The 22,067-nt window shown below is 63.2% G+C and carries 21 protein-coding genes; 8 read left to right on the top strand and 13 right to left on the bottom strand.

The annotated features are described in order from the left end of the window. Position 1: 1 nt before the first annotated feature. On the bottom strand, positions 2-961 hold the full coding sequence (locus AC13QO_RS16590; protein WP_488541274.1) for a GlxA family transcriptional regulator: 960 nt from the start codon (positions 959-961) through the stop codon (positions 2-4). Between the two features lie 86 nt (positions 962-1,047). On the opposite strand from AC13QO_RS16590, the gene AC13QO_RS16585 reads away from it, so the two are divergent. Genes AC13QO_RS16585 through AC13QO_RS16570 form a run of 4 tightly spaced genes read left to right on the top strand, consistent with a single transcriptional unit; the run spans position 1,048 to position 6,082 of the window. Then, positions 1,048-2,298, top strand: a complete 1,251-nt coding sequence (locus AC13QO_RS16585; protein WP_488541273.1) for a sarcosine oxidase subunit beta family protein — start codon at positions 1,048-1,050, stop codon at positions 2,296-2,298. Between the two features lie 13 nt (positions 2,299-2,311). Beyond that, positions 2,312-2,593 (top strand): sarcosine oxidase subunit delta, encoded by a 282-nt coding sequence (locus AC13QO_RS16580; RefSeq protein ID WP_488541272.1) that lies wholly within the window; start codon positions 2,312-2,314, stop codon positions 2,591-2,593. Then, the gene (locus AC13QO_RS16575) at positions 2,590-5,544 is read left to right on the top strand and encodes a sarcosine oxidase subunit alpha family protein (RefSeq protein ID WP_488541271.1); all 2,955 of its coding nucleotides are present in this window, start codon (positions 2,590-2,592) and stop codon (positions 5,542-5,544) included. Before AC13QO_RS16580 ends, AC13QO_RS16575 begins: the two co-directional genes overlap by 4 nt. Beyond that, positions 5,537-6,082, top strand: coding sequence for a sarcosine oxidase subunit gamma (locus AC13QO_RS16570; protein WP_285195076.1), 546 nt, complete (start codon positions 5,537-5,539; stop codon positions 6,080-6,082). Before AC13QO_RS16575 ends, AC13QO_RS16570 begins: the two co-directional genes overlap by 8 nt. A gap of 158 nt (positions 6,083-6,240) precedes the next feature. Here AC13QO_RS16570 and AC13QO_RS16565 read toward each other — a convergent pair whose 3' ends face one another. Then, complete coding sequence (locus AC13QO_RS16565) at positions 6,241-7,104, bottom strand: class I SAM-dependent methyltransferase (RefSeq protein ID WP_285195074.1); 864 nt, start codon at positions 7,102-7,104, stop codon at positions 6,241-6,243. 34 nt (positions 7,105-7,138) lie between these two features. Then, entirely contained in the window at positions 7,139-7,786 is a 648-nt protein-coding gene (locus AC13QO_RS16560) for a TetR/AcrR family transcriptional regulator (protein ID WP_285195161.1), read from the bottom strand. A 122-nt stretch (positions 7,787-7,908) separates the two neighbouring features. On the opposite strand from AC13QO_RS16560, the gene AC13QO_RS16555 reads away from it, so the two are divergent. Then, the gene (locus AC13QO_RS16555; protein WP_285195072.1) at positions 7,909-8,802 is read left to right on the top strand and encodes an NAD(P)/FAD-dependent oxidoreductase; all 894 of its coding nucleotides are present in this window, start codon (positions 7,909-7,911) and stop codon (positions 8,800-8,802) included. Positions 8,803-8,862: 60 nt separating this feature from the next. On the opposite strand, the gene AC13QO_RS16550 is transcribed toward AC13QO_RS16555, so the two are convergent. Both AC13QO_RS16550 and AC13QO_RS16545 read right to left on the bottom strand, forming a co-directional pair. Further along, entirely contained in the window at positions 8,863-10,140 is a 1,278-nt protein-coding gene (locus AC13QO_RS16550) for an L-fuconate dehydratase (RefSeq protein ID WP_488541270.1), read from the bottom strand. A gap of 77 nt (positions 10,141-10,217) precedes the next feature. Beyond that, positions 10,218-10,952, bottom strand: a complete 735-nt coding sequence (locus tag AC13QO_RS16545) for an SDR family oxidoreductase (RefSeq protein WP_488541269.1) — start codon at positions 10,950-10,952, stop codon at positions 10,218-10,220. A gap of 300 nt (positions 10,953-11,252) precedes the next feature. Here AC13QO_RS16545 and AC13QO_RS16540 point away from each other — a divergent pair, with 300 nt between their 5' ends. From AC13QO_RS16540 to AC13QO_RS16530, 3 genes are all read left to right on the top strand, one after another. Continuing rightward, positions 11,253-12,035, top strand: coding sequence for an IclR family transcriptional regulator (locus AC13QO_RS16540; RefSeq protein ID WP_285195067.1), 783 nt, complete (start codon positions 11,253-11,255; stop codon positions 12,033-12,035). A 279-nt stretch (positions 12,036-12,314) separates the two neighbouring features. Further along, positions 12,315-13,151, top strand: coding sequence for an amidohydrolase family protein (locus AC13QO_RS16535; protein ID WP_285195065.1), 837 nt, complete (start codon positions 12,315-12,317; stop codon positions 13,149-13,151). 261 nt (positions 13,152-13,412) lie between these two features. Then, on the top strand, positions 13,413-13,817 hold the full coding sequence (locus AC13QO_RS16530) for a helix-turn-helix domain-containing protein (RefSeq protein ID WP_085781220.1): 405 nt from the start codon (positions 13,413-13,415) through the stop codon (positions 13,815-13,817). Between the two features lie 41 nt (positions 13,818-13,858). Here the strand turns inward: AC13QO_RS16530 and AC13QO_RS16525 are convergent, their stop codons facing one another. The 8 genes from AC13QO_RS16525 to nadA all read right to left on the bottom strand — a co-directional run bounded on the left by AC13QO_RS16525 (position 13,859) and on the right by nadA (position 22,062). Then, the gene (locus AC13QO_RS16525) at positions 13,859-14,125 is read right to left on the bottom strand and encodes a hypothetical protein (RefSeq protein WP_488541268.1); all 267 of its coding nucleotides are present in this window, start codon (positions 14,123-14,125) and stop codon (positions 13,859-13,861) included. A 65-nt stretch (positions 14,126-14,190) separates the two neighbouring features. After that, positions 14,191-14,934 (bottom strand): TfuA-like protein, encoded by a 744-nt coding sequence (locus AC13QO_RS16520; protein ID WP_488541267.1) that lies wholly within the window; start codon positions 14,932-14,934, stop codon positions 14,191-14,193. After that, complete coding sequence (locus AC13QO_RS16515; protein WP_285195063.1) at positions 14,931-16,193, bottom strand: YcaO-like family protein; 1,263 nt, start codon at positions 16,191-16,193, stop codon at positions 14,931-14,933. Before AC13QO_RS16515 ends, AC13QO_RS16520 begins: the two co-directional genes overlap by 4 nt. Positions 16,194-16,208: 15 nt before the next feature. After that, positions 16,209-16,352 carry a hypothetical protein gene (locus AC13QO_RS16510; protein ID WP_176536271.1) on the bottom strand — a complete coding sequence of 48 codons (144 nt, stop codon included), beginning with the start codon at positions 16,350-16,352 and terminating at the stop codon, positions 16,209-16,211. Between the two features lie 103 nt (positions 16,353-16,455). After that, complete coding sequence (locus AC13QO_RS16505) at positions 16,456-18,411, bottom strand: BTAD domain-containing putative transcriptional regulator (protein ID WP_488541266.1); 1,956 nt, start codon at positions 18,409-18,411, stop codon at positions 16,456-16,458. A gap of 270 nt (positions 18,412-18,681) precedes the next feature. Next, entirely contained in the window at positions 18,682-19,548 is an 867-nt protein-coding gene (gene nadC / locus AC13QO_RS16500) for a carboxylating nicotinate-nucleotide diphosphorylase (RefSeq protein ID WP_488541265.1), read from the bottom strand. A 1-nt stretch (position 19,549) separates the two neighbouring features. Next, the gene (locus AC13QO_RS16495) at positions 19,550-21,094 is read right to left on the bottom strand and encodes an L-aspartate oxidase (protein WP_488541264.1); all 1,545 of its coding nucleotides are present in this window, start codon (positions 21,092-21,094) and stop codon (positions 19,550-19,552) included. Next, on the bottom strand, positions 21,091-22,062 hold the full coding sequence (gene nadA / locus AC13QO_RS16490) for a quinolinate synthase NadA (protein WP_488541263.1): 972 nt from the start codon (positions 22,060-22,062) through the stop codon (positions 21,091-21,093). The genes AC13QO_RS16495 and nadA overlap by 4 nt, the downstream gene beginning before the upstream one ends. Positions 22,063-22,067: the final 5 nt, after the last annotated feature.

Below are 22,067 nucleotides of genomic sequence, written 5' to 3'. Positions count from 1 at the left end.
CTTATTCCCGCCGCGCCTCTCGCGGGGCGATGCCGTAGACGACACGGAACATCCGGGAAAAATGGCTGAGGCTGGAAAAACCGGTGGCAACAGCGATCTCCGAGACGGAAAGCGGGCTCTGCTTCAGCAGGCGATGGGCATGCTGAAGCCTGATCCTGCGGTATTGATCGAGGAAGCTGGTGCCGAGATGGGCCGCAAAGAGCCGGTCGAGATGGCGGGTGGTGACACCGGCGATCCGCGCCATTGCGGCGCGCTCGAGCGGCATCTCGATCGTCTCCTCCATCCGTTCGAGAACGCTGAGCAGGCCAGGGTGGTGGACACCGTATCGCTCGGCGAGAGACGCACGCTGCGGAGCAGCGGGTTCGTTGACCTCGGTGTGAAGATACCAGTCGCTGACCCGGCGGGCGAAATCCGGCCCCATCCGCTCGGCGATCAGTACATGCATCATGTCTAGTGGAGCGATACCGCCGCCGCAGGTGATCCTGTTGCCGTCGATCACGAAGCGCGCCTGGCGCGGCGTGAGATCCGGGAAGGCTTCGAGAAGGGCGGCCGCATGCTCCCAATGGATAGTGAAGTCGCGGCCCCCAAGCAGTCCGGCGGCGGCCATCAGATAGGGGCCGCCGGAAATGCCGCCGATCCGGATGCCTTCGCGCGACAACTGCCTTAGGCAGGCAAGCACGCCAGGAAATCGCCAATCCCGAGGCAAGCCGCCGGCGCAGACGAAGGCGGTACTAAGGCCCGATCCCCTCATGGGAAGGGGATCGGCGGGCACGCTGACGCCGGAGGAGGAAAGGGCCGGCGCGCCATCCGGAGAATAGGTGGAGACACGATAGATCTCGCGGCCAGCCAGCAGATTTGCCGCCCGCAGCGGCTCCGTCGCCGAGGCATAGGACATCAGCGCAAATCCTGGAATCAGGATGAAGCCGATCGTCTGAACATTTCTGCCATCAAGTGAGGACATGTCCCTTTCTTAGCGGCATATGTCCGTTTTGTGCAAGTCTCGTCGATTCTTTCTGGCATCATGCAGCTGTTCTTTCCGGGTGACCCATGCGCTATTCCGCTCTTTCGATTTTTCTGAACGGCCTTCGCGGCAACAAGGGCTGGGCGCCCGCCTGGCGCGATCCGGCGCCGAAGCCGCATTACGACGTCGTCATCGTTGGTGGCGGCGGTCATGGTCTGGCCACCGCCTACTACCTTGCCAAGGAGTTCGGCGTCACCAATGTCGCCGTCCTCGAAAAGGGCTATCTCGGCTCCGGCAATATCGGCAGAAACACGACGATCATCCGTTCGAACTACCTGCTGCCCGGCAACAATCCCTTCTACGAACTGTCAATGAAGCTTTGGGAAGGGCTGGAGCAGGACTTCAACTTCAATGCCATGGTCTCGCAGCGCGGCGTGTTGAACCTCTTCCATTCCGACGCGCAGCGTGACGCCTATACGCGTCGCGGCAACGCCATGCGGCTGCACGGCGTCGATGCCGAGCTGCTCGACCGGCAGGCCGTGCGCAGGAAATTGCCCTTTCTCGATTTCGACAATGCCCGTTTCCCGGTCATGGGCGGCCTGTTCCAGCCGCGCGGCGGCACGGTGCGTCACGACGCGGTCGCCTGGGGTTACGCCCGCGGCGCCGACAGCCGTGGCGTCGACATCATCACCCAGTGCGAGGTGACCGGCATGCGTACCGAAAACGGTGAGATTGCGGGCGTCGAAACCAACAGAGGCTTCATCGGCTGCGGCAAGCTGGCGCTGGCGGCGGCCGGCAATTCCACCGTGGTCGCCGATATGGCCGGCCTTCGCCTGCCGATCGAGAGCCATGTGCTGCAGGCCTTCGTCTCCGAAGGGCTGAAACCCTTCATTGACAATGTCGTCACTTTCGGCGCCGGTCATTTCTACGTCTCCCAGTCCGACAAGGGCGGCCTCGTCTTCGGCGGCGATATCGACGGCTATAATTCCTATGCGCAGCGCGGCAATCTCGCCACCGTCGAGCACGTGGCCGAAGCTGGGATCGCGATGATTCCGTCGCTGTCGCGCGTGCGTTACCTGCGCTCCTGGGGCGGGGTGATGGATATGAGCATGGACGGCTCGCCGATCATCGACCGCACCCATATCGACAATCTCTATCTCAACGCCGGCTGGTGTTACGGCGGCTTCAAGGCCACGCCCGCCTCCGGCTTCTGTTACGCCCATCTGATCGCCCGCAACACGCCGCATCAGACGGCGCGTGCCTTCCGGCTCGACCGTTTCGCGCGCGGCTATCCGATCGACGAAAAGGGCGTCGGCGCCCAGCCCAACCTGCACTGAGGACATTTAGACAATGGCAAGCCTGATTTCATGTCCCCATTGCGGCGTCCGGCCCAAGGAGGAATTCTCGATCCGCGGCGATGCGAACCTTGTCCGGCCGGCGCCGGATGCCGGGGCGGATGCCTGGTACGACTATGTCTATCTGCGCGACAATCCGAGGGGCCGGCATAGTGAATATTGGCACCATTCCTCCGGATGCCGCCGCTGGCTGATCGTCGAGCGCGATACTCTCACCCATGCGGTCCATGACGTTCGGGACGCCGCCCTTGCCAAGCTCGGCGGAGAACCGGCATGACGAGCTTCCGTCTTTCCTCCGGCGGTCGCATCGACCGCGACAAGGCACTCGGCTTCACCTTTGACGGCAAGGCGCTGCAAGGCCATCCGGGCGACACGCTCGCCTCGGCGCTGCTTGCCAACGGTATCCAGCTCGTCGGACGCAGCTTCAAATATCACCGCCCGCGCGGCATTCTGACGGCGGGGGCCGCCGAACCGAACGCTCTGGTGATGACAGGCAGCGGTGGGCGCACCGAACCGAATACGCGCGCGACGATGATCGAGCTCTATCAGGGGCTGACGGCCATGAGCCAGAACCGCTGGCCGTCGCTCGGCTTCGATGTCGGCGCGGTCAACGGCCTGCTCTCACCTTTCCTCAGCGCCGGCTTCTACTACAAGACCTTCATGTGGCCGGCAGCGCTCTGGGAAAAGCTCTACGAGCCGGTGATCCGCAAGGCTGCGGGCCTCGGCAGAGCCTCTTACGAGGCTGATCCCGATTCCTATGAGAAATGCTGGGCGCATTGCGATCTACTGGTGATCGGCGCCGGCCCTGCCGGCCTTGCTGCAGCGCTGACCGCCGGCCGCGCCGGCGCGCGCGTCATTCTTGCAGACGAGGGACCCGAACTCGGCGGCAGCCTGCTTTGCGAAAGCGGCGCAGTTGACGGCAAGCCGGCGGGGAGCCTTGTCGGCGAGCTGCTTGCCGAGCTGGAGGGCCTGGAAAATGTGCGCCGCCTGCCACGCACGACTGTTTTCGGCTGGTACGACGACAATGTTTTCGGAGCCGTCGAGCGCGTCCAAAAGCATTTAGCGCTGCCCGATCCGGATCGTCCGGTGGAACGGCTGTGGCGCATCATTGCCCGGCAGGCGATTCTTGCGACGGGGGCCGAGGAACGACCGCTGGTCTTCGGCGGCAACGATATACCCGGCGTGATGATGGCAGGCGCCATGCGCAGCTATCTCAATCGGCAGGCGGTGGCGCCGGGCCGAAGCACGGTGATCTTCACCACCAGTGATAGCGGATATGACACCGCCGCTGACCTCGAATTCGCCGGCCTTCGAGTTGCGGCGATCGTCGACAGCCGCCCCGATGGCGGCGAGAGCTGGCCGGGCCGCGCCGAGGTTCTGCGGGGCGCGCGAATCATCGATGCCCATGGCGGCCGGCGTCTGCGCGGCGTCAGCGTCAAAACCGAAGAGGGTGTTCGCCGGATCGAAGCCGATGCGCTTGCCGTGTCGGGCGGCTGGAGCCCGATCATCCATCTTGCCTGCCATCGCGGCGGCAAGCCGCAATGGTCGCGGGAGGCCGCGGCGTTCCTGGCGCCGGCTGCGCAGGATGGTCTTGCCGTTGCCGGCTCGGCTGCCGGCCTTGCGCAGATTGCCGCCTGCCTCGGCGATGGCGCGGGAAAGGCTGCCGCCGCCCTGAAGTCGATCGGTCTCGCAGCGGAACCGGCCTTTGCCTCAGCTGCCGATATGGCTCAGCGCACGAAGCCGCTCTGGTCGGTCAAAGGCGCGAAGGGCAAGGCTTTCGTCGATTACCAAAACGACGTGCACCTCAAGGACCTCGGCCTCGCCGTCCGCGAAGGCTACGGCCATGTCGAGCTTGCCAAGCGCTATACCACCAGCGGCATGGCGACCGACCAGGGCAAGCTTTCCAACATCAACGCCATCGGCATCCTTGCCGAGGCGCGCGGCGTGTCGCCCGCCGAGGTGGGCACGACGACCTTCAGACCCTTTTATACGCCGATCTCCTTCGGCGCTTTGACCGGCACATCGCGCGGCAAGGATTTCCAGCCGGCGCGCAAATCGCCGTTGCACGGCTGGGCGAAAAAGAATGGCGCGGTCTTTGTCGAAACCGGCCTCTGGTACCGCTCTTCCTGGTTCCCGCGCGCCGGCGAAACGAACTGGCGCCAAAGCGTCGATCGCGAGGTGCTGAACATCCGGAAGAATGCTGGCCTCTGCGACGTCTCGACCCTTGGCAAGATCGAGATCTTCGGCCGCGATGCCGCAGCCTTCCTCGACCGCATCTATTGCAACGGTTTTGCCAAGCTGGCCGTCGGCAAGGCCCGTTACGGCATCATGCTGCGCGAGGACGGCTTCATCTATGATGACGGCACCACCAGCCGCTTCAGCGACGACCATTTCTTCATGACCACAACGACGGCGCTGGCCGCCGGCGTGCTCACCCATCTCGAATTCTGCGCCCAGACGCTGTGGCCGGAACTCGACGTCTGCTTCGCCTCCTCCACCGATCAATGGGCGCAGATGGCCGTTGCCGGGCCGAAGTCCCGCGCGATCCTCTCGGAAATCGTCGACGAGGATCTTTCCGATGCGGCCTTCCCCTTCATGAGCGCCCGCAAGGTGTCGCTATTCGCCGGCCGCCTCGAAGGCCGGCTCTTCCGGATTTCCTTCTCCGGTGAACTTGCCTACGAACTCGCCGTCCCGGCCGGCTACGGCGAAAGCGTTGCCGACGCCATCATGGCATCAGGAGAGAAACACGGCATCTCCGCCTACGGCGTCGAAGCGCTCGGCGTCATGCGCATCGAAAAGGGCCACGTCACCCATGCCGAGATCAATGGCACGGTCACCCCAGGCGATCTCGGCTTCGGCCGCATGGTCTCATCGACCAAGCCGGATTTCATCGGCAAGGCGATGCTTGCCCGCGAAGGCCTGCAGGATCCCGATCGCCCGCGCCTCGTCGGCGTCAAGCCGCTCAACCCGGCAAGCGGCTTCCGCACCGGTTCGCATATTCTTGCCGAGGGCGCTGCGGCGACGCTCGAAAACGATCAGGGCTATGTCACCTCAAGCGCCTTCTCGCCGAGCCTCGGCCATACGATCGGCCTGGCCCTCGTCCGGCGCGGACCGGAGCGCATCGGCGAGAAGGTGACGGTCTGGAACGGCCTGCGCAACGAATTCACCGAGGCGGTGCTCTGCCATCCCGTCTTCATCGATCCTGAAAACGAGAAGCTTCATGCTTGATCTTCCACAGCACAGACCGGTTCTTGCCGGAACGGCACATAACGGCGTGACGGGACCTGGCGTCCGGCTGGAAGCCTTGCCTGAAGGTCATCTCCTGCATGTGCTCGGCGCCATTGCGCCCGCCGAACTTGGCCAGGAATTGGCGAAGGCGGGTTTTGCGAAAAGTTCGATCCGCGAAGCAGGCTTCCGGCAATGGTTCGTCGCCGGCGACGAGCCGCTTCTGCAGGCACGTCTCGAGGCCCTCTCCGCCGCACTCGCCGGAAAAGCCTTCATCATGGACCAGAGCCATGGGCGCGTGCGCATCGGCGTTTCTGGCCGATATTCGCGCGTGCTTCTTGCCAAGGGCACCGCCGTCGATCTCGATCCTGCCGTCTTCCCGGAAGGTCGTTCCGTCATGACGATGGTCGGCCATATCTCCGTGCAGATCGCGCGCACCGGCGATGACAGCTTCGAACTCACCGTTCTGCGCAGCTTCGCCGAAAGTCTCTGGGACGAGCTCAGGCATATGGCGGCGAGCGCCGAAAAGGATAGCGCATAAAGGCTATCGTTGCCGTCAACCGCCAATGTTTGTCCATGGATGGAAAGAGATGATCGGCGTCATTGCTGCTCTATTTCCCCAGTCGCGAGATCGCAAACAAGGCTCTGCCCGCCGCGCTTGCCGTGGCATGTGAGGGCCATAACGCCGGTCAATCCCTGTCAGCTTGCCGGATTGCGCGCCGAGACGATCCACACTGCGCCGTCGATCATCACCGACCGCTCACCGGGGCGGCCCGCGAAGGCGTCACGAACCGCTTCCGAGGCGCGGGCCCGGATGTCGTCGGGTTGATCAGCGAGAGCGCGCGACAGCGGTCCGACCTCGAGTGCCATCTCCACCGCGTCGTCGATTGCCGCGTCCCGCGTCCTCCCCTCGCCGAACGGGATGGAGGCATCGAATGGCGCGATAGCGATATCGGTGAAGCCAGCCGCGGTCAGGATACGCGAAACCCGCCCCCGGTCGCCGAACGAGAATGGGCCGGGCGCTTGGGGATCGGGCGGCGCGGTCGGCGGGAGAATGCCCTTGATCGCGCTCATCGGCAAGCGCACCCAGTCGTTCTCGGCCATGCCGCGCCAGCAGACGAAAGCGACCCGCGCGCCCGGCTTGAGCGCACGGCGCATATGAGCGAACGCCGCCGTAGGATCGTCAAAGAACATCACCCCGAAACGCGAGAACAGGATATCGAACGCGCCCTCGGGCAGCTCGGCGCTGCTGGCGTCAGCCACTTGGAACAGGGCCGGCGTATCCTGCGGCGCTAGTGCGCGCGCTCTGCCGATCAGCGGTTCGGATATGTCCACGCCCAGCACATGACCTCCCGCGCCGACCCGGGCGGCCAAATCCAGAGTAGACGCCCCCGCGCCGCAGCCGACGTCCAGCACGCGCTCGCCCGTCGCGGGCGCGGCGGCTTCGATCGCGGCCTGGCCGAACACCGCCAGCATGGCGTCGAGCCGGGCCTGGTGGGTAACCCAGCGCTCCCCGCTTTGGCCTTTCCAGTCGGCTACCTGATAAACATCTTTCTCTGCCATGCCATATCCTTGTTCTGATCCGTTCTTAACTAGGCTATCCCGCCGCCTGGTCGCTGCCACCGTGCGCGGCGATGAACATGGCGACAGCCGACCGGCAATAGGCTTCAATTTCGTTGTCGTCCTCTGCTCTCGCCTCATCGAAGCGTGCGATAATCAGGAGATCGGATCCTTTAAAAAGCGCGGCAAACAAGCGGGCGGACCGGAGAGGATCGGGCACGTTCAAAGCCGCCTTCGCATGCAACTGACGCAACAGGGCCTCGACTTGGGCGATGATATGGGCGGGGCCGGCTTCGTAATGGAGCTTGCTCAACGACTTTTGGTTCGTCTTGTCGGCCATGACCATGGCTTCGACACTGCGGACGTCTGGGCTCAACAGCGTGCGAAGCAGCGATGATCCCGCCGCCATGAGTTGATCTTCGGCCGAACCGTCGACGCCTTCAAAAAGGGCTTGTGGTGCAAACTGATGGCAGCGGGCGGCGACGGCCGCGCTGAACAGCGCCTCCTTGTTCTCGAAGTGCCGATAGATGCTGAGCTTGGATATCTTCGCTCGCTGGGTGACCTTGTCCAATGTCGTCGCTTGAAAACCCAATTCCACAAAGAGTTCGTATGCTGCGTCGACTATCGTTTGGCCAAGCGCCTCGTTGGCCGGCCGGCCGCGCCGGCCTCGACTATTTTCGGACACGACCATTAAGATCCTTGACAGTATCGTTATTCGTATTTTACGATACCATGTAGTATCAAAAATATGCAAGTCAGAGAGTGGGTTTTATCCTGTCCTCCATCCGCAACACGGAGACCATTACCATGGATGACGTCATCATCATCGGCGGCAGCTTTGCCGGTCTCGCCGCCGCTTTGCAGCTCGGCCGTGCCCGCCGCAAGGTCTCCGTTCTCGATACCGGCCTGCCGCGCAATCGCTTCGCCGGCCACTCCCATGGTCTGCTCGGCCACGATCACAAGCCGCCGCTGGACATCCTGGCCGAGGCGCGGCGGCAGCTGGCGCGTTATCCCACGATCAAGCTGGTCAGTGCCCGGGCTGAAAGTGTCTCCGGCGCAATCGACAACTTCTCCGTCCTCACTGGCGATGGCGAAAGCCTCAAGGCGCGCCGCGTGATCCTGAGCTATGGCATCGCGGACCAGATGCCTGATGTTCCGGGCTTTGCCGAAAGCTGGGGCACCTCCATCGTGCCCTGCCCCTATTGCGACGGCTTTGAAGTCGCCGGCCAGCATTGGGGCCTCGTCTGGTCCGGCCGGCAGTCGCACAATCAGGCCAAGCTTTTCCACGATTGGACCGACAGGTTGACGCTGTTCGCCGATGGTCATGACATTCCGCCGGATATCCGGGCCGATCTCGCACCTCGCAACATACCTGTCGTCGAGGGCCGGATCACCGGGATCGTTCATCACGGGGGCCATGGCACCACCGTCAAACTCGATACCGGCCCCGATGTCGCGGTCGACATCCTGTTCGCCCATCCGCGCAACAATCCGTCGGCCAGCCTGCATGAATCACTGGGCCTCGCCACAGTCGATACGCCCAGCGGCATCGCCCTCAAGATCGATGAGCGCCGCGAGACCAGCATGCCCGGCATCTATGCCGCCGGCGACCTCGCCAATCCCGGAATGCCATCGGTCACCACCGCATCATGGCAAGGCGCGATGGCGGGTATCTTCGCCCAGCAGTCGATGCTGGTTTGAGAGCCGCGAATTCCTTCTCCGGGTTCTGGCGGGGACGAGCGCGCCGCCGGCGCTGGTTCCTCAGCCTCGAAATGTGTAGCCGCTGATCGAAGCCGGTTTCATCTCGATGGAAAAGCCCGGCAGAACCGGCGGCATATAGGCGGCGTTCTCGATCCGGCAGGGGTCGAGGAAGTGTTCGTGCAGGTGATCGACATATTCGATGACGCGGCCTTCTTTGGTGCCTGAGACCGCGACGTAGTCTATCATCGACAGGTGCTGCACATATTCGCAGAGCCCGACGCCGCCGGCATGCGGCCAGACCGGCAGGCCGAATTTGGCGGCGATCAGCAGGACGGAAAGGACTTCGTTCAGCCCGCCCATGCGGCAGGAATCGATCTGGACGATGTCGATCGCGCCTTCGGCAATGAACTGTTTGAACATGATGCGGTTCTGGCACATCTCGCCGGTTGCGACCTTCACCGGTCCGATTGCCTGGCGGATCTTGCGGTGGCCGGCGACATCATCGGGGCTTGTGGGTTCCTCGATGAAGAAGGGCTTGGCGAAAGCAAGCGCCTTGACCCAGTCGATCGCCTGACCGACGTCCCAGACCTGATTGGCGTCGATCATCAGGTAACGATCGGGACCGATCACGTCGCGGGCGATCCTCAGGCGACGAATGTCGTCGTCGAGATCGCGGCCGACCTTCATCTTGATATGGTTGAAGCCGGCATCGATCGCTTCCTGGCAGAGCCGGCGCAATTTCTCGTCTTCATAACCCAGCCAGCCGGCCGAGGTCGTGTAGCAGGCGTAGCCTTCCTTTTCGAGGATGGCAATCCGTTCCGCCTTGCCCGCTTCTGCCTTCTTGAGGATAGCGACCGCTTCATCGCGCGTCAGCACGTCGGTGAGATAGCGGTAGTCGACGATATCGGCGATCTCTTCCGGCGACATGTCGGCGACGAGCCGCCAGACCGGCTTGCCGGCCTGTTTGGCGAGCAGATCCCAGACGGCGTTGACGACCGCACCGGTCGCCAGGTGAATGGCGCCCTTTTCGGGGCCTATCCAGCGCAACTGGCTGTCGCTGGTCAGATGCCGCCAGAATTTGCCGGGATGGGCAAGCACCTCGCCGAGATCGGCCCCGACGACGAGGTGGCGCATCGCTTCGATCGCCATGCAGCAAATGTCGTTGCCACGGCCGATGGTGAAGGTCAGGCCATGGCCGGCAAGGCCCGGGACATCCGTGTCGAGAATGACATAGGCGGCCGAATAGTCGGGATCGGGGTTCATCGCATCGGATCCGTCAAGGCTTTGCGAGGTGGGAAAGCGGAGATCGAAGACGCGAAGGTCGGTGATGCGGGTCATGTTGTTCCTCCCGATTTAAGGTGCCAATTGCGATAGCCGAATCGGCCGGCGCTCTGCCGACCGCTGACGAGCCGACGTCAGATCGTCCAGCCGCCGTCGATGGCGATCGCCTGGCCAGACGTGTAGGTGGCGCCGGCGAGATAGACGGCGAGATCGGCGATCTCTTCCGGCGAGCCGAGCCGGCCCATCGGCTGGCGGGCGATGAAGGCGGCGCGGGCCGCATCGTAATCGCCCTGTGCGCGCATGCGGTCCTGCAAGGACGGACTTTCCACCGTGCCGGGGCAGATCGCATTGCAGCGGATGCCTTGAGCAACATAATCGGCGGCGACCGATTTGGTAAGGCCGATGACCGCCGCCTTGGTGACGCCATAGGCGAAGCGATTCGGCACGCCCTTGATGCTGGAAGCGACGGAGGCCATGTTGATGATCGACCCGTCCTTGCGTTCGAGCATTCCGGGCAGCACCGCCCGGATGGTGCGGATCATCGCCTTGACGTTGAGGTCGAAAGCGAATTCGAGATCGGAATCCGGCATTTCCAGGATCGAGCCGGCATGGACGAAGCCGGCGCAGTTGAACAGAACGTCCACAGTGCCGATTTGGGCGACGAGCGCCGTGACCGCATCCCCGTCGAGCACGTTGAGCTTATGGGTGAAGACGCCGGTTTCCGCGGCAAGGGTTGCCAGCGCATCGGTGTTGATGTCGGTTGCATGGACCTTGGCGCCGGCCGCGGCAAAGGCTGCCGCCGTCGCCCGGCCGATGCCCTGGCCGGCGGCGGTGATGAGAACGGTCTTGCTGGAAAGTCTGTTTGTCATGTCACGGGCCTCTTCTGGATTGTCTACATGAGACGATGCATGCGGTTATCTTGCCGAAGGCCGCGCTGTGATGGAATAGGACGTCCATCAGGGCCTGCCATTTTCTCTCTTTGCGCCTTTCGGCCGGCGTCGGGCAAGGCGCGAAGCCCCGCATCTCGGCGTTTCTGCTGATCGGCTGTCTTCAATTATGATTTGTCTGTTTATAGACAAACAGACGATTGGCCAAGGGTCAAGCGCGAAGTTTTCCTTTTCCGGCCATGGTTCTGCGTATATGCAGAATAATATTCACAGGAGGAAGGAATGGAGACCGACGAGTCAGACCGCTATCGCGCTCCTGCTCTGGACAAGGGCCTCGATATCCTGGAGCTGCTCGCCGGCGTCGACAGCGGCCTCACCCAGGCGGAGATTGCCAAGCGGCTCGACCGCAGTCCCAATGAATTCTATCGTATGCTCGATCGGTTGGTGCGTCGCGGTTACGTCACCCGGCTGGATGGCGATCGCTACTCGCTGACGCTGAAGCTCTTTGGCCTTGCGCAATTGCATGCGCCTGTGCGCCGGCTTGCCTCCTATGCCACGCCGCTGATGCGCGATCTCGCCCAGCGCACCCGTCAGGCCAATCATCTCGCCGTTTTTGACCGTGGCGCCGCCGTTGTCATCGCCCAGCAGGAAGCGCCGGACTATTGGGGCTTCTCGATCCGCATCGGCGCCCATATCAGCCTGTTCGACACCGGCTCGGGGCATGTGCTGCTCGCCTTCCGCAGCGACGAGGAGCGGGAGATGATGATATCGGAACATGCGCGCAACCGCGCCGAGATCGACCTTGGCGCCGAATTTTACGATCGCCTCGACCAGATCCGCGAGCGCGGCTACGAGATGATGGCGAGCGCCCAGACATCGGGCGTCTACAATCTGTCGGCGCCCGTTCTTGGGCCGGATCGGCGTTGCATCGCCGCCCTGACCTGCCCCTTTATCGCCCTTGTCAATGCGCCGTCCGCCCCCGACATCACCCAAACGATCACGCTGGTGCAGAAGACCGCCGCTCAGCTTTCGCTGCTGGCCGGGGCGGATGTCGGCCCGACCTGAGCATCGCGCCGCGGCCCCTCATCCGGCTGCCGCCACCGGGGTCGAGCCACGGGTCTCGACCCATCCTCCGGACCCCCGAGGCGGGGCGAAGGGGATATGCCGCGGCCTCTCCGTCCCTCTCTCCCCTCGCCCCGTTTTACGGGGAGGGTTAGGATGAAGGGCTGCTTTACGGCATGCCAGAGTGAGGCAGCCATGCCCAGGGCAGCATGAAATTTCTATTTGAATAATCCATTCACGAGAAATAGGTTGCGGCAAAGACCATTCCTGGAGGAGGAAAACGTGCTCATCGACACCCATTTGCATATCATCGACCGGTCGGCGCTTTCCTATCCCTGGCTCTCCGGCGTGCCGGCTCTCGACCATGACTTTCTCTATGAGACCTATGCGGCCGAGGCGCGGCGCTGCGGCATTATGACGGTGCTGCATATGGAGGTCGATGTCGATCCGACCGTCATGCAGGCCGAGACCGACCACATTGCCTCGATCGCCAAAAGGCAAGGCAGCCTGATTGCCGGGGCGATTGTCTCCTGCCGTCCCGAGGAGGAAGGCTTTGCCGCCTATCTCGAGCGGCAAAAGGCCGATCCCTTCGTCAAGGGCTTCCGCCGCGTGCTGCATGTCGTGCCCGACACCGTCTCGGAAGGCGTCCTGTTTCGAGACAACATCCGGCGCATCGGTGGCAGCGGCCTGACCTTCGACCTTTGCACATTGCCGCATCAGGCCGGTCGCGTCACCGCTCTCGTCGATCTCGCGCCCGACGTGCAGTTCGTCCTCGATCATTGCGGCGTGCCGGATATCCGCTCCGATGCCTTCGAGCCATGGAAGGCCGGCATATCGGAGATCGCCCGCCGGCCGAACGTGATCTGCAAGATATCAGGCGTCGTCGCCTATGCGGATGCGCAGACATGGACAGCACAGACGCTGACGCCCTATATCGAACATGTGATCGCAAGTTTCGGCTGGGATCGTGTCGTCTGGGGCAGCGACTGGCCGGTCTGCACGCTCGGCGGCGGCCTTTCCACCTGGGTTGCAGCGACCCATGCCGTGCTCGCCGGCAGCAGCGAGGCGGAGCGTTCCAAGCTGCTCTTCGACAATGCCCAGCGCCTCTGGTCATTGTAACTTTTATTTACGCCGTGCCGATCCTTCGGCTGAAAGGTCGGCAGCAAACTTACCATGCTCTGCACCCTGAAATCGGATGATGTAACCCCCCAAAAGTGCTACTTTGGCATGTTTTTTGCTGCTGCTAATATGAAGCGATGCGATGTTTCGGTTTGGGACGACTTTCAGCCAGACAATTGCTAGCTTTGTGTGTCTCAGTTACAAGTGTCAGACACGGATATGGCGAATAACCTCATGTCCGTGTCCTCAGGAGGGAAACAAATGAAAGAAGAACCGCACGCAGTGGATGTTCATGTCGGAAAGACGATCCGCATACAGCGTCTGCTGCGCAAAGTTTCGCAGACGGAATTGGGCGATCGTGTCGGCGTAACGTTTCAGCAGATCCAGAAATACGAAAAGGGCTCCAACCGGGTTTCCGCCAGCATGCTGGTTGAAATCGCCGGCGCGCTGAACGTCGACGTCAGGACGTTCTTCGACGACCTCTCAACGCCCGAGACGGCTAACGACAACCCCGCTCCCAGCGAGGAATTCGTCATTTCGCGCGAGGGTGTGCTTCTGAATGCGGCGTTCTTCTCGATCAAAAACGAAGCTCTTCGCAAGAAGATCCTGAAGCTTGTTCAGGCAATCGCCCACACCGAACAGGTCGAGGGTGAAGCGGCCGAATAGGCCGGATCTCCTTCACGCGATTCTAACGGACGGCATGAAGGTCAATGGCGATCGATCACGATTAGATTCTCGCTAGCGTCCTTCATAGCGATCTTGGCCTTGCTGCCGAGCAGTTTCTCGAGGTTGACGTCAAGTTCCCTGTCCGGATCTATGCCGTCCCAATCGATTACGACCTGCAGCAGTGCCATGTTCGTCAGGTGCATCAGATTACGCAGCTGAAGCTTTTCAGCCTCCTCCTTGGCTGCCGACAGCAGCCGGAAGATCCTTGCGTATTCGCTGCCTGTACCTTCGTTACGTTGTTCAAACATTGTTCCCGCCCCTTTGGCCGTGAAGCCTCAGATTCCATCACCCCTGCATCATCTAGCCGAGACCGTTATTCAAGCGTTACAGGAGTCACGTTGCGGGTGACTTCGGCGTGCAAAAGCTCCCAATGCGAGGTTGCGGCAAAGCGCCAGTCACGGTTGACGGGTGCGAATTGCTCGCGGTGCAGCCACTCCAGCACTAGCCGCGCGTCATCATGTTTGCGTTCGACCCTATTCTTGCGGAGAGCGGCGAGGAGGAGGTCACGACGCGGCCTGCGGAAATGGCACTCGTCGACCACGCGCGCATAGGTGCGCTCGGAGAAATGCAGGAAGCGGCCGGCGAGCAGTAGTTTCTTGCGCTCGGCCGTGGAGATCTCGCCGCGGGCATGAAGCGCATCAACCGTGGGCTCGAAATCGACCCAGGGTACGGAAAGCGGCAGCCAGCCAAGCGCCTGCGGCGCATGCACGAGTGCGACGGCCTCATCATCGAGCAGCCGCCCGGACTCGTAATCCTCGAAGATCGAGCCGAGCCCGACCATGCCGAACGGAGCGCATTCTGCAGCCCGCAATGCGCCCATGCTGGCGCCGCCTGCTACGGCGACATCATGTTCGAGCGCGTAGAGAATTTCCTTGTGCCAGACCGATGGCAGCTCGCCGAAATAGCCGTCGACAAGGCCGATCGCGGTGGCGCCGTCTTCTACTGCCTTCAGGATGTCGCCGCGGGCGGCAGGCGGGCGGAAATCAATGCAGGGAGACATGTTTCTCGCTGCGGCAAGACCGCCACCAAGGCTCGGACCGACGAACAGAACCTTCATGATTGGGCTCCTCTCATGGTGTTGACGGCGCGCAGGCCGAGCTGGACGTATTGGCCTGATATATCGACCTCCAGGCCCGGCACGATCACCCTGACGACCGAGACCGGCAAAGTCGGATGGGCAAAGGGCACGGCGACGATCTGTTCGATCCCGCTCGCCACCAGCCTGTCGGCTATGTGGCGGATGGTCTCCTGGATCGTCGCCACACGGCGATGGCGGTTCTGAAAGGCGCGCATCCGGCCGTCGCTCTTGCAGAGTTCGACCAGCTGCTGCATAGCCGCACTCCGATCGAGCCGCTGGTAGATGCGCGGCGAGAAATCGTCGCGGCTGCCGGCGATCGCCGTCAGCCGGCTCTGGGCCGCTTCGGTGATGGCGCGCAGTGCGGCGCGCACAGGATCGGGATGGCAGCCGCAGCCCCCGCAGACATGTGACCAGCGCGCATCGGCGCGGTCGGAAAGATTGCCAGGCATGATGACGGCCAGAAAAGCCGGAACGCCGATATCTGTGGTCATGTCGAGCAGCAGCAGCCGCATGCCGGCGCGTGTGATCCGGTCGGTCATGACGTCGATGACCGCATCGCCGAAGGAGGCGGGGTCGATGCGGCTCTCCTTCAGGCGCTGTGGTGATTTCAACTGGGTCAGGGCCCAGGCATCGCGCTCGACCAGCTCGCAAAGTCCGTGCAGGACCGCTTCGGACGGCGCATTGCCGGAGGCAAGCCCATCGCTTGATTGCTCGAAGCCCGGCGGCCGCTCGCCGCGATGGTCGAGGCCGACAAGCCACCAGGGGACGAAGACGCTGCTGCCGGACAGAATGTCGAGGCCGGAGCACCAGGGGATGGGGTCACCGCCGATTTCATCGGGCGCGCATCGTGCGACATTGTCGAGATCGATCATGGCGGCGCCTTCCGCTCCCATGCTCTCCACCGTCGCCTGCGTCAGGTCGGCGGGCGGAATTTCCGCGATCCGCGTCTCGATCGCCTCCATGGCGGCCGAGGCCATGGCGGCATCATTGTCGATGCCTTTGCCCTGGAAGACCGAAAGCGTGTGGCTGTTCGGCCTCGTCGCGAAGGCGACGGGGATATTCAGCACGTCGAGAGCGGTCAGCAGGCCGACGCGCGTGATGCCGAATTCGCGCAGATGCGGCTTGATGGCCGCAAGTGTCTGCGCCGGCGTGATTGCACGGTCGTGATAGTCGCTGACGCCAGCCGATGATCGTCTGAGATCATCGGCTAGCGTTTCAAGATCGGCGAAGGCGGACATACCGATCTCGCCCCTTTAGCGGAACTTCAGCGCATGGGTCAGGTTTTCGAGAGCATTTGCCGTGACGTTGAGTTCGTCCTGCTTCATCGCAGCCTTGGCTGCGGCCGAGAAGCGCGGCTGGGAAGGCATTGCTGCATGGGTTTCAACAGTGGTTTTCATTGTCCATCTCCAATGGGATAGGCAGCCGGCTGCCGTTAACCATTGCAGAGGAACATTGTCTGCGTCATTTAACCGTTACAGGCTTCGTTAAAAGGCCATGCAATCAGGGAAGTCCGGCCAGTTGGAGGCCATGAATCAGCGTTTCGGTATAGCGGGGATCGCGGTCGGGAACGAAATGGCGGATGTCCTCGCTGCGGAAATCCGGGAAATTTTCCAGGACAACGTTAGCGTATTTGCCGGCCTTTTTCATATCGCCCGCCATGGCGTGGGCGGCTGCCAGCAGTCGCGCGGTCGCCTGTTTCGACTGCACCGGCTCAAGCGCCTCGATCGCCTGATTATATTCGCCGCGGTCGAAGTGGATGCCGCCACGATTCCAGTAGTAATAATCCGGCGGCAGCGGATTGAGCTTGAATGCCGCATTGTTCAGATCCAGCGCCTTGTCAAAGTCGCCGTAGTGGCACAGCGCGTCGGCGTAATCGGCGAGGATGTCGGCGTCGTTGGGATTGAGATCCTGGGCCTGCTGGAAATAGTCCAGGCTTTCGTCGAAACGGCGGCGGTACAGCGCCACGAAGCCGAGCTCGCGATAGGCCCGGCCGCTGTTCGGGTCGGACTGTTGCGCCAGCCGGGCGGCGCCATTCGCCTCGTCGAGCAGTTCGGTGTCCTGCATGCCGCGGATCAGCCATTCCATGCCGAGCGCACGCGACACGCCGGCATGGGCAGCCGAGAAATTCTCATAACGATTGAGCGAGGATCTGAACCATTTGCGCGCCTGGCGCAGATGCTGCAGATCGGTCTGGGCGATCAGCCGCTTGCCTTCGAGATAGAGACGGTAAGCGGATGGCGGTGCCTCGCCGATCGGCATCGCCAGCTCGTGGCGTTCGACGGTGTCGGCGAGCGAGGAGACGATGCGCCGTGTCAGATGCGCGAAGGATTCGCTGATCTTCTGCATGACCAGGGGCAGTTCCAGAGCCCAGATCACCTCCGATGTCGTCGTCCGCGTCAGACGGCAGGTCGCATAGACATCCTCCTCGCGGCCCTGGATGGTGACGTAAACCGCGTAATCGAAGCTGAGGTCGAGCGCACGGGGCACAGCGCGGGCCGGATCGACCGAACGGCTGAGGATTTCGAGGCTCGTATGGGCTGCGATCACCTTGAAGCCGCGCTGCTGGCTGAGGCCGATGGTGACTTCCTCAAGAAGGGCTCTGCCGACGCGCTCCATCAGCGGATCGGTGAAAATGCTTTCCGGCGGCAGGATGATGATCCGCGGCTGGCCGAGCAGATCGGCGAAGGCGCCGGGCGCTGGCGATGGACGTTCGGCGGCCGCGGGCTGAGCTGCCGGGATCAGGCCGAGTTCGCGGGCAAGCGCGGTGGTGCTTTCCTCCGGTTCGGTTTCGAACTCGTCCTTCAGCTGGCTCTTGCACTTCAGATAGGACTGCCGGGCCGCGGCCGGGTCGTTCATCCTGACATAAATGCGCATCAGGGCCCGATAGGCCGTCTCGCTGGCGGGGTCGAGCTCCAGCAGGCGACGGGCAAAGGCCACCTGCTCTTCGTCCGATCTGTCGTCAGCAGTTTCGACCAGCCGCGTCAGATGGGCGGCGCGCAGTTCATCGATACGCTGGCGTTCGAAGGTCAGCCAGTCCTCGGCGCCCTGCGTCGGCGACTTGGCTCCTTCTAGCAATTCGCCATTCAGAATGTCGCCGTCTTCGGCTGCGAGCGGCGCTTTCTGTTTGAGTATATGGATATCGACTTCCCAGCCGTCGGCAAGGCCGATATGGGTTCGGGTCGCTTTCAGCAGCGGCGGAAGGCCGGCGGGAATGCTTTGCTCGATGCGCGCCAGCAACTGGCGCAAACTGCCTGCGCGTTTTTCCGGCGCTTCCGATTGCCAGAGCTGCCGCCTGACGGTTTCCCGGTCGAGTTCGAGATCGGCTTCGGCGGCGAGCATGGCGAAAAGAAAATAAGACTTCTCCGGCAAAGGGAGTTCCCTCCCCGCTGCCAGCAATCGCGGTCTTCCGAGCAGGCAGAGCCTGTTCGTCGACATCTGTCCGGATGTCCGTTGCATCCCGCTTCTCACCCCTGAAGACCAGGCGCGCATGCACACCGGCCGCGCAGGAACATGTTAGAGCGTTAATTGGCCCGCGCATAGCGCAAAAAGAGGTTTTTACACCGAATATTTGCATTTTCTCACATTAGCCGGCCGGGAATGCTTGCCAACACTTTGCCCCCGGACCTGATTTGGCGCAGTTATTTCCGCTGCGGCCTCCATAGCCGCAACCAATAGCGAGCGAGCCTAATCGATCACAGCATTCGGCGCGATCTATTTGGTGCTGGTTTACGCAGCGCTGGCGGCCTCGACGAAATCGAGGCCGATATCCAGCACGGGCGCGCTGTGCGTGAGCCAGCCGACCGAAATGAGGTCGACTCCGGAAGCGGCGATTACCGCGGCCGTTGCCGGCGTCACCCGGCCCGAAGCCTCGGTGATCGCCCGCCCGGCGACGATGGCGACGGCCTCGCGCAGCTGATCCGGCGTCATATTGTCGAGCAGAACGGCATCGACACCGACCGCCATCGCTTCCTGCAGCTGATCGAGCCTGTCCACCTCGACCTCGATCTTCACCAGATGGCCGATGCCGGCCCGCGCCCTGCGGATCGCCTCGGCCACGCCGCCTGATATGGCCACGTGATTATCCTTGATCAGCACCGCGTCATAAAGCGCGAAACGGTGGTTCATGCCGCCGCCGGCCCGCACTGCATATTTCTCCAGCGCCCGCAGCCCGGGCGTCGTCTTGCGCGTGCAGGCGACCGAGGCCCTGGTGCCGCTGATAGCGGCGGCAATCCCGGCCGTGACGGTGGCGATGCCCGAGAGATGGCTGAGGAAATTCAGCGCGGTGCGCTCACCGGTCAAGAGTCCGCGCGAAGGTCCCTCGATGGTGGCGATGACGTCACCTGATTTGACCGCATAGCCGTCCTCGATGTGGCGGCGCATGACGATTTCGGGATCGACGAGCGTGAAGGCGAGGTCGGCCGCATCAAGGCCGGCGATCACGCCGGGCTGGCGGGCGGCCATCACCACCGTGGAGCGGTGATCCGAGGGAACGACCGACGCCGAGGTGATGTCGCCGGCAAGGCCGAGATCTTCGAGCAGGGCTGCCCGCACCAAGGGTTCAATAATCAGGCGCGGAAGGGGGGCTAGGCTCATGTCAGGCGCTCCTGGCAAGCGAATAGGGTGGTGTGGCGCGGGCAATCTCCAGCGCTTGGGAAAGGCGCATCCGGCGGCGCTGCGCATCGGCGAGCTTCAGGGGAAAATCGGTGCGGGCGTGGGCGCCACGCGATTCCATCCGCAGGCTGGCAAAGACGGCGACCAGCAATGCGACGATGGCCGGATCGGAGGCAGGACCGTCGGCCTCGACAAGTGGCAGCAATGCGGCGATTGCACCGTGAAGGGCATCGGCATTGCGCAGCACGCCGAGATGACGCGAGACAGTCATGCGGATGGAGGATGCGTCGGCCGGCGCCGGTAGCTGTTCTGCGAGGATGGGGCCGGTGCGGTCTGCTGGCATGGCCGATATGTCGCGCGCCGCCCGCATGCCCATGACAGCTGCCTCGAGCAGCGAATTGCTGGCAAGACGGTTCGCGCCGTGCAGACCGGTCGACGCGGCCTCGCCGGCGACCCAGAGGCCGGGAACCGAGCTGCGGCCATTGTCATCCGTCGCGACGCCGCCCATGTGGTAGTGAACGGCTGGGCGCACCGGCACGAGGTCTTTGGCCGGATCAATGCCGACCTCGCCGCAAAGGGCTGATATGACGGGGAAGCGTGCGGCAAAGCGGCTGCCGAGCGCGTTGCGGGCATCGAGGAAGACGCGGCCGCCGCGGGCGATCTCGGCACTGATGGCACGCGCCACCACGTCGCGAGGCGCAAGTTCGGCGCCCGATATGCGGGCCATGAACCGTTCGCCGCGTTCGTTGACGAGCAAGGCCCCCTCGCCGCGCACCGCCTCGCTGACAAGCGCCAGTGGCCTGCGGCGTGAATCGAGCGCCGTCGGATGGAACTGCACGAATTCCATATCCGCAAGCTCGGCACCCGCCCTTGCCGCGAGCGCAATCCCCTGACCGACATTGCCCATCGGATTGGTGGTCGCATCATAAAGCCCGCCGATCCCGCCGGTGGCGAGCACGAGCCTCGCAGTCGGAAGGACGGCGGCCCCGCCGCTTGTGGTCGCGCAAAGCAGGCCGGCGACGCGCTCGCCGTCCATCAGAATACGCCGCGCCTCGAAGCCTTCGAGCACGGTGATGGCGGGCGTCCGCGCCACCGCCCGCACCAACGCTGCGATGATCGCCGCACCCGAGCCGTCGCCTTCGGCATGGACGATGCGGCGGCGGCTATGGGCGGCCTCCAACCCGAGCGAGAGTTGTCCGGCGTCATCGCGGTCGAAGGGAACGCCGGCGCGCGCCAGTGCGGCAATGGCTGCCGCCGCCTCGGCGGTGATGCCCGCGGCAATGCTCCGGTCGCAGAGCCCGTCGCCGGCCGCAAGCGTATCGGCCAGATGCAGCGCGGCGCTGTCGTCGGCGCCGATGCTGGCGGCAATGCCGCCCTGTGCCCAGGCGCTCGAGGTCTCGGCACCGAGCGCGGCGCGTGTGACGACGACGGAAGGTTCCGGCGCCAGCGTCAGCGCCGTCATCAGCCCTGCGAGGCCGCTGCCGACGATGACGGTGCGGCCGCTCAACTGTTCGAGGATCTCGGTCATATCGCCAGCATCCTCTCGACGGCGCGGCGGGCGGCCATGGCGATGGCCGGATCGACCGTCACTTCATGGCGATTTTCCTCAAGTGCGGCGCGGATATTGGCAAGCGTGATCCGCTTCATGTGGGGGCAGAGATTGCAGGGGCGGATGAACTCGACGTCAGGATGGTGCACGGCGACGTTGTCGCTCATCGAGCATTCCGTCAGCAGTACCACTCGTGCCGGCTTCTGCCTGCCGACATAATCGGACATGACAGCGGTGGAGCCGGCGAAATCGGCCTCTGCCACCACGTCGGGCGGGCATTCCGGGTGGGCGAGCACCGTCACGCCGGGATGGTTTTCACGCAGCTGGCGGACATCGTCAGCGGTAAAGAGTTCGTGCACTTCGCAGTGTCCATGCCAGGCGACGATCTCGACATCGGTCTCGCGGGCGACGTTGCGGGCGAGATATTCGTCGGGGATCATCAGCACCTTCGGCACGCCGAGCGACTCCACCACCTGTTTGGCATTGCCCGAGGTGCAGCAGATGTCGGAGGCTGCCTTCACCGCGGCCGAGGTATTGACATAGGTGATGACGGGGACGCCGGGGTGCGCTTGGCGCAGCAGCGCGATATCCTCAGGCGTGATCGAGTCAGCCAATGAACAGCCGGCGCCGAGATCGGGGATCAGCACCGTTTTTTCAGGATTGAGAAGCTTGGCGGTCTCGGCCATGAAATGCACGCCTGCCAGCACGATGACATCGGCATCGACCTCGATCGCCTTGCGGGCGAGTGCCAGGCTGTCGCCGACGATATCGGCCACGCCGTGAAAAATCTCGGGCGTCTGATAATTGTGGGCGAGAATGGCCGCGTTGCGGCGGCGCTTGAGCTCGAGAATGGCGTTGATGTCATCCTCGAACGACATCCATTCGGCTTTGGGAATGACGCGGCTGACGCGGTTGTAGAGCGAGGATGCGGAAACTGGGTGATTCATGACCG

It is taken from the genome of Rhizobium sp. CNPSo 3670, from assembly GCF_057784555.1.
The sequence above is the reverse complement of the archived record's forward strand: the minus strand, read 5'-3'. Positions and strand labels throughout refer to the sequence as shown.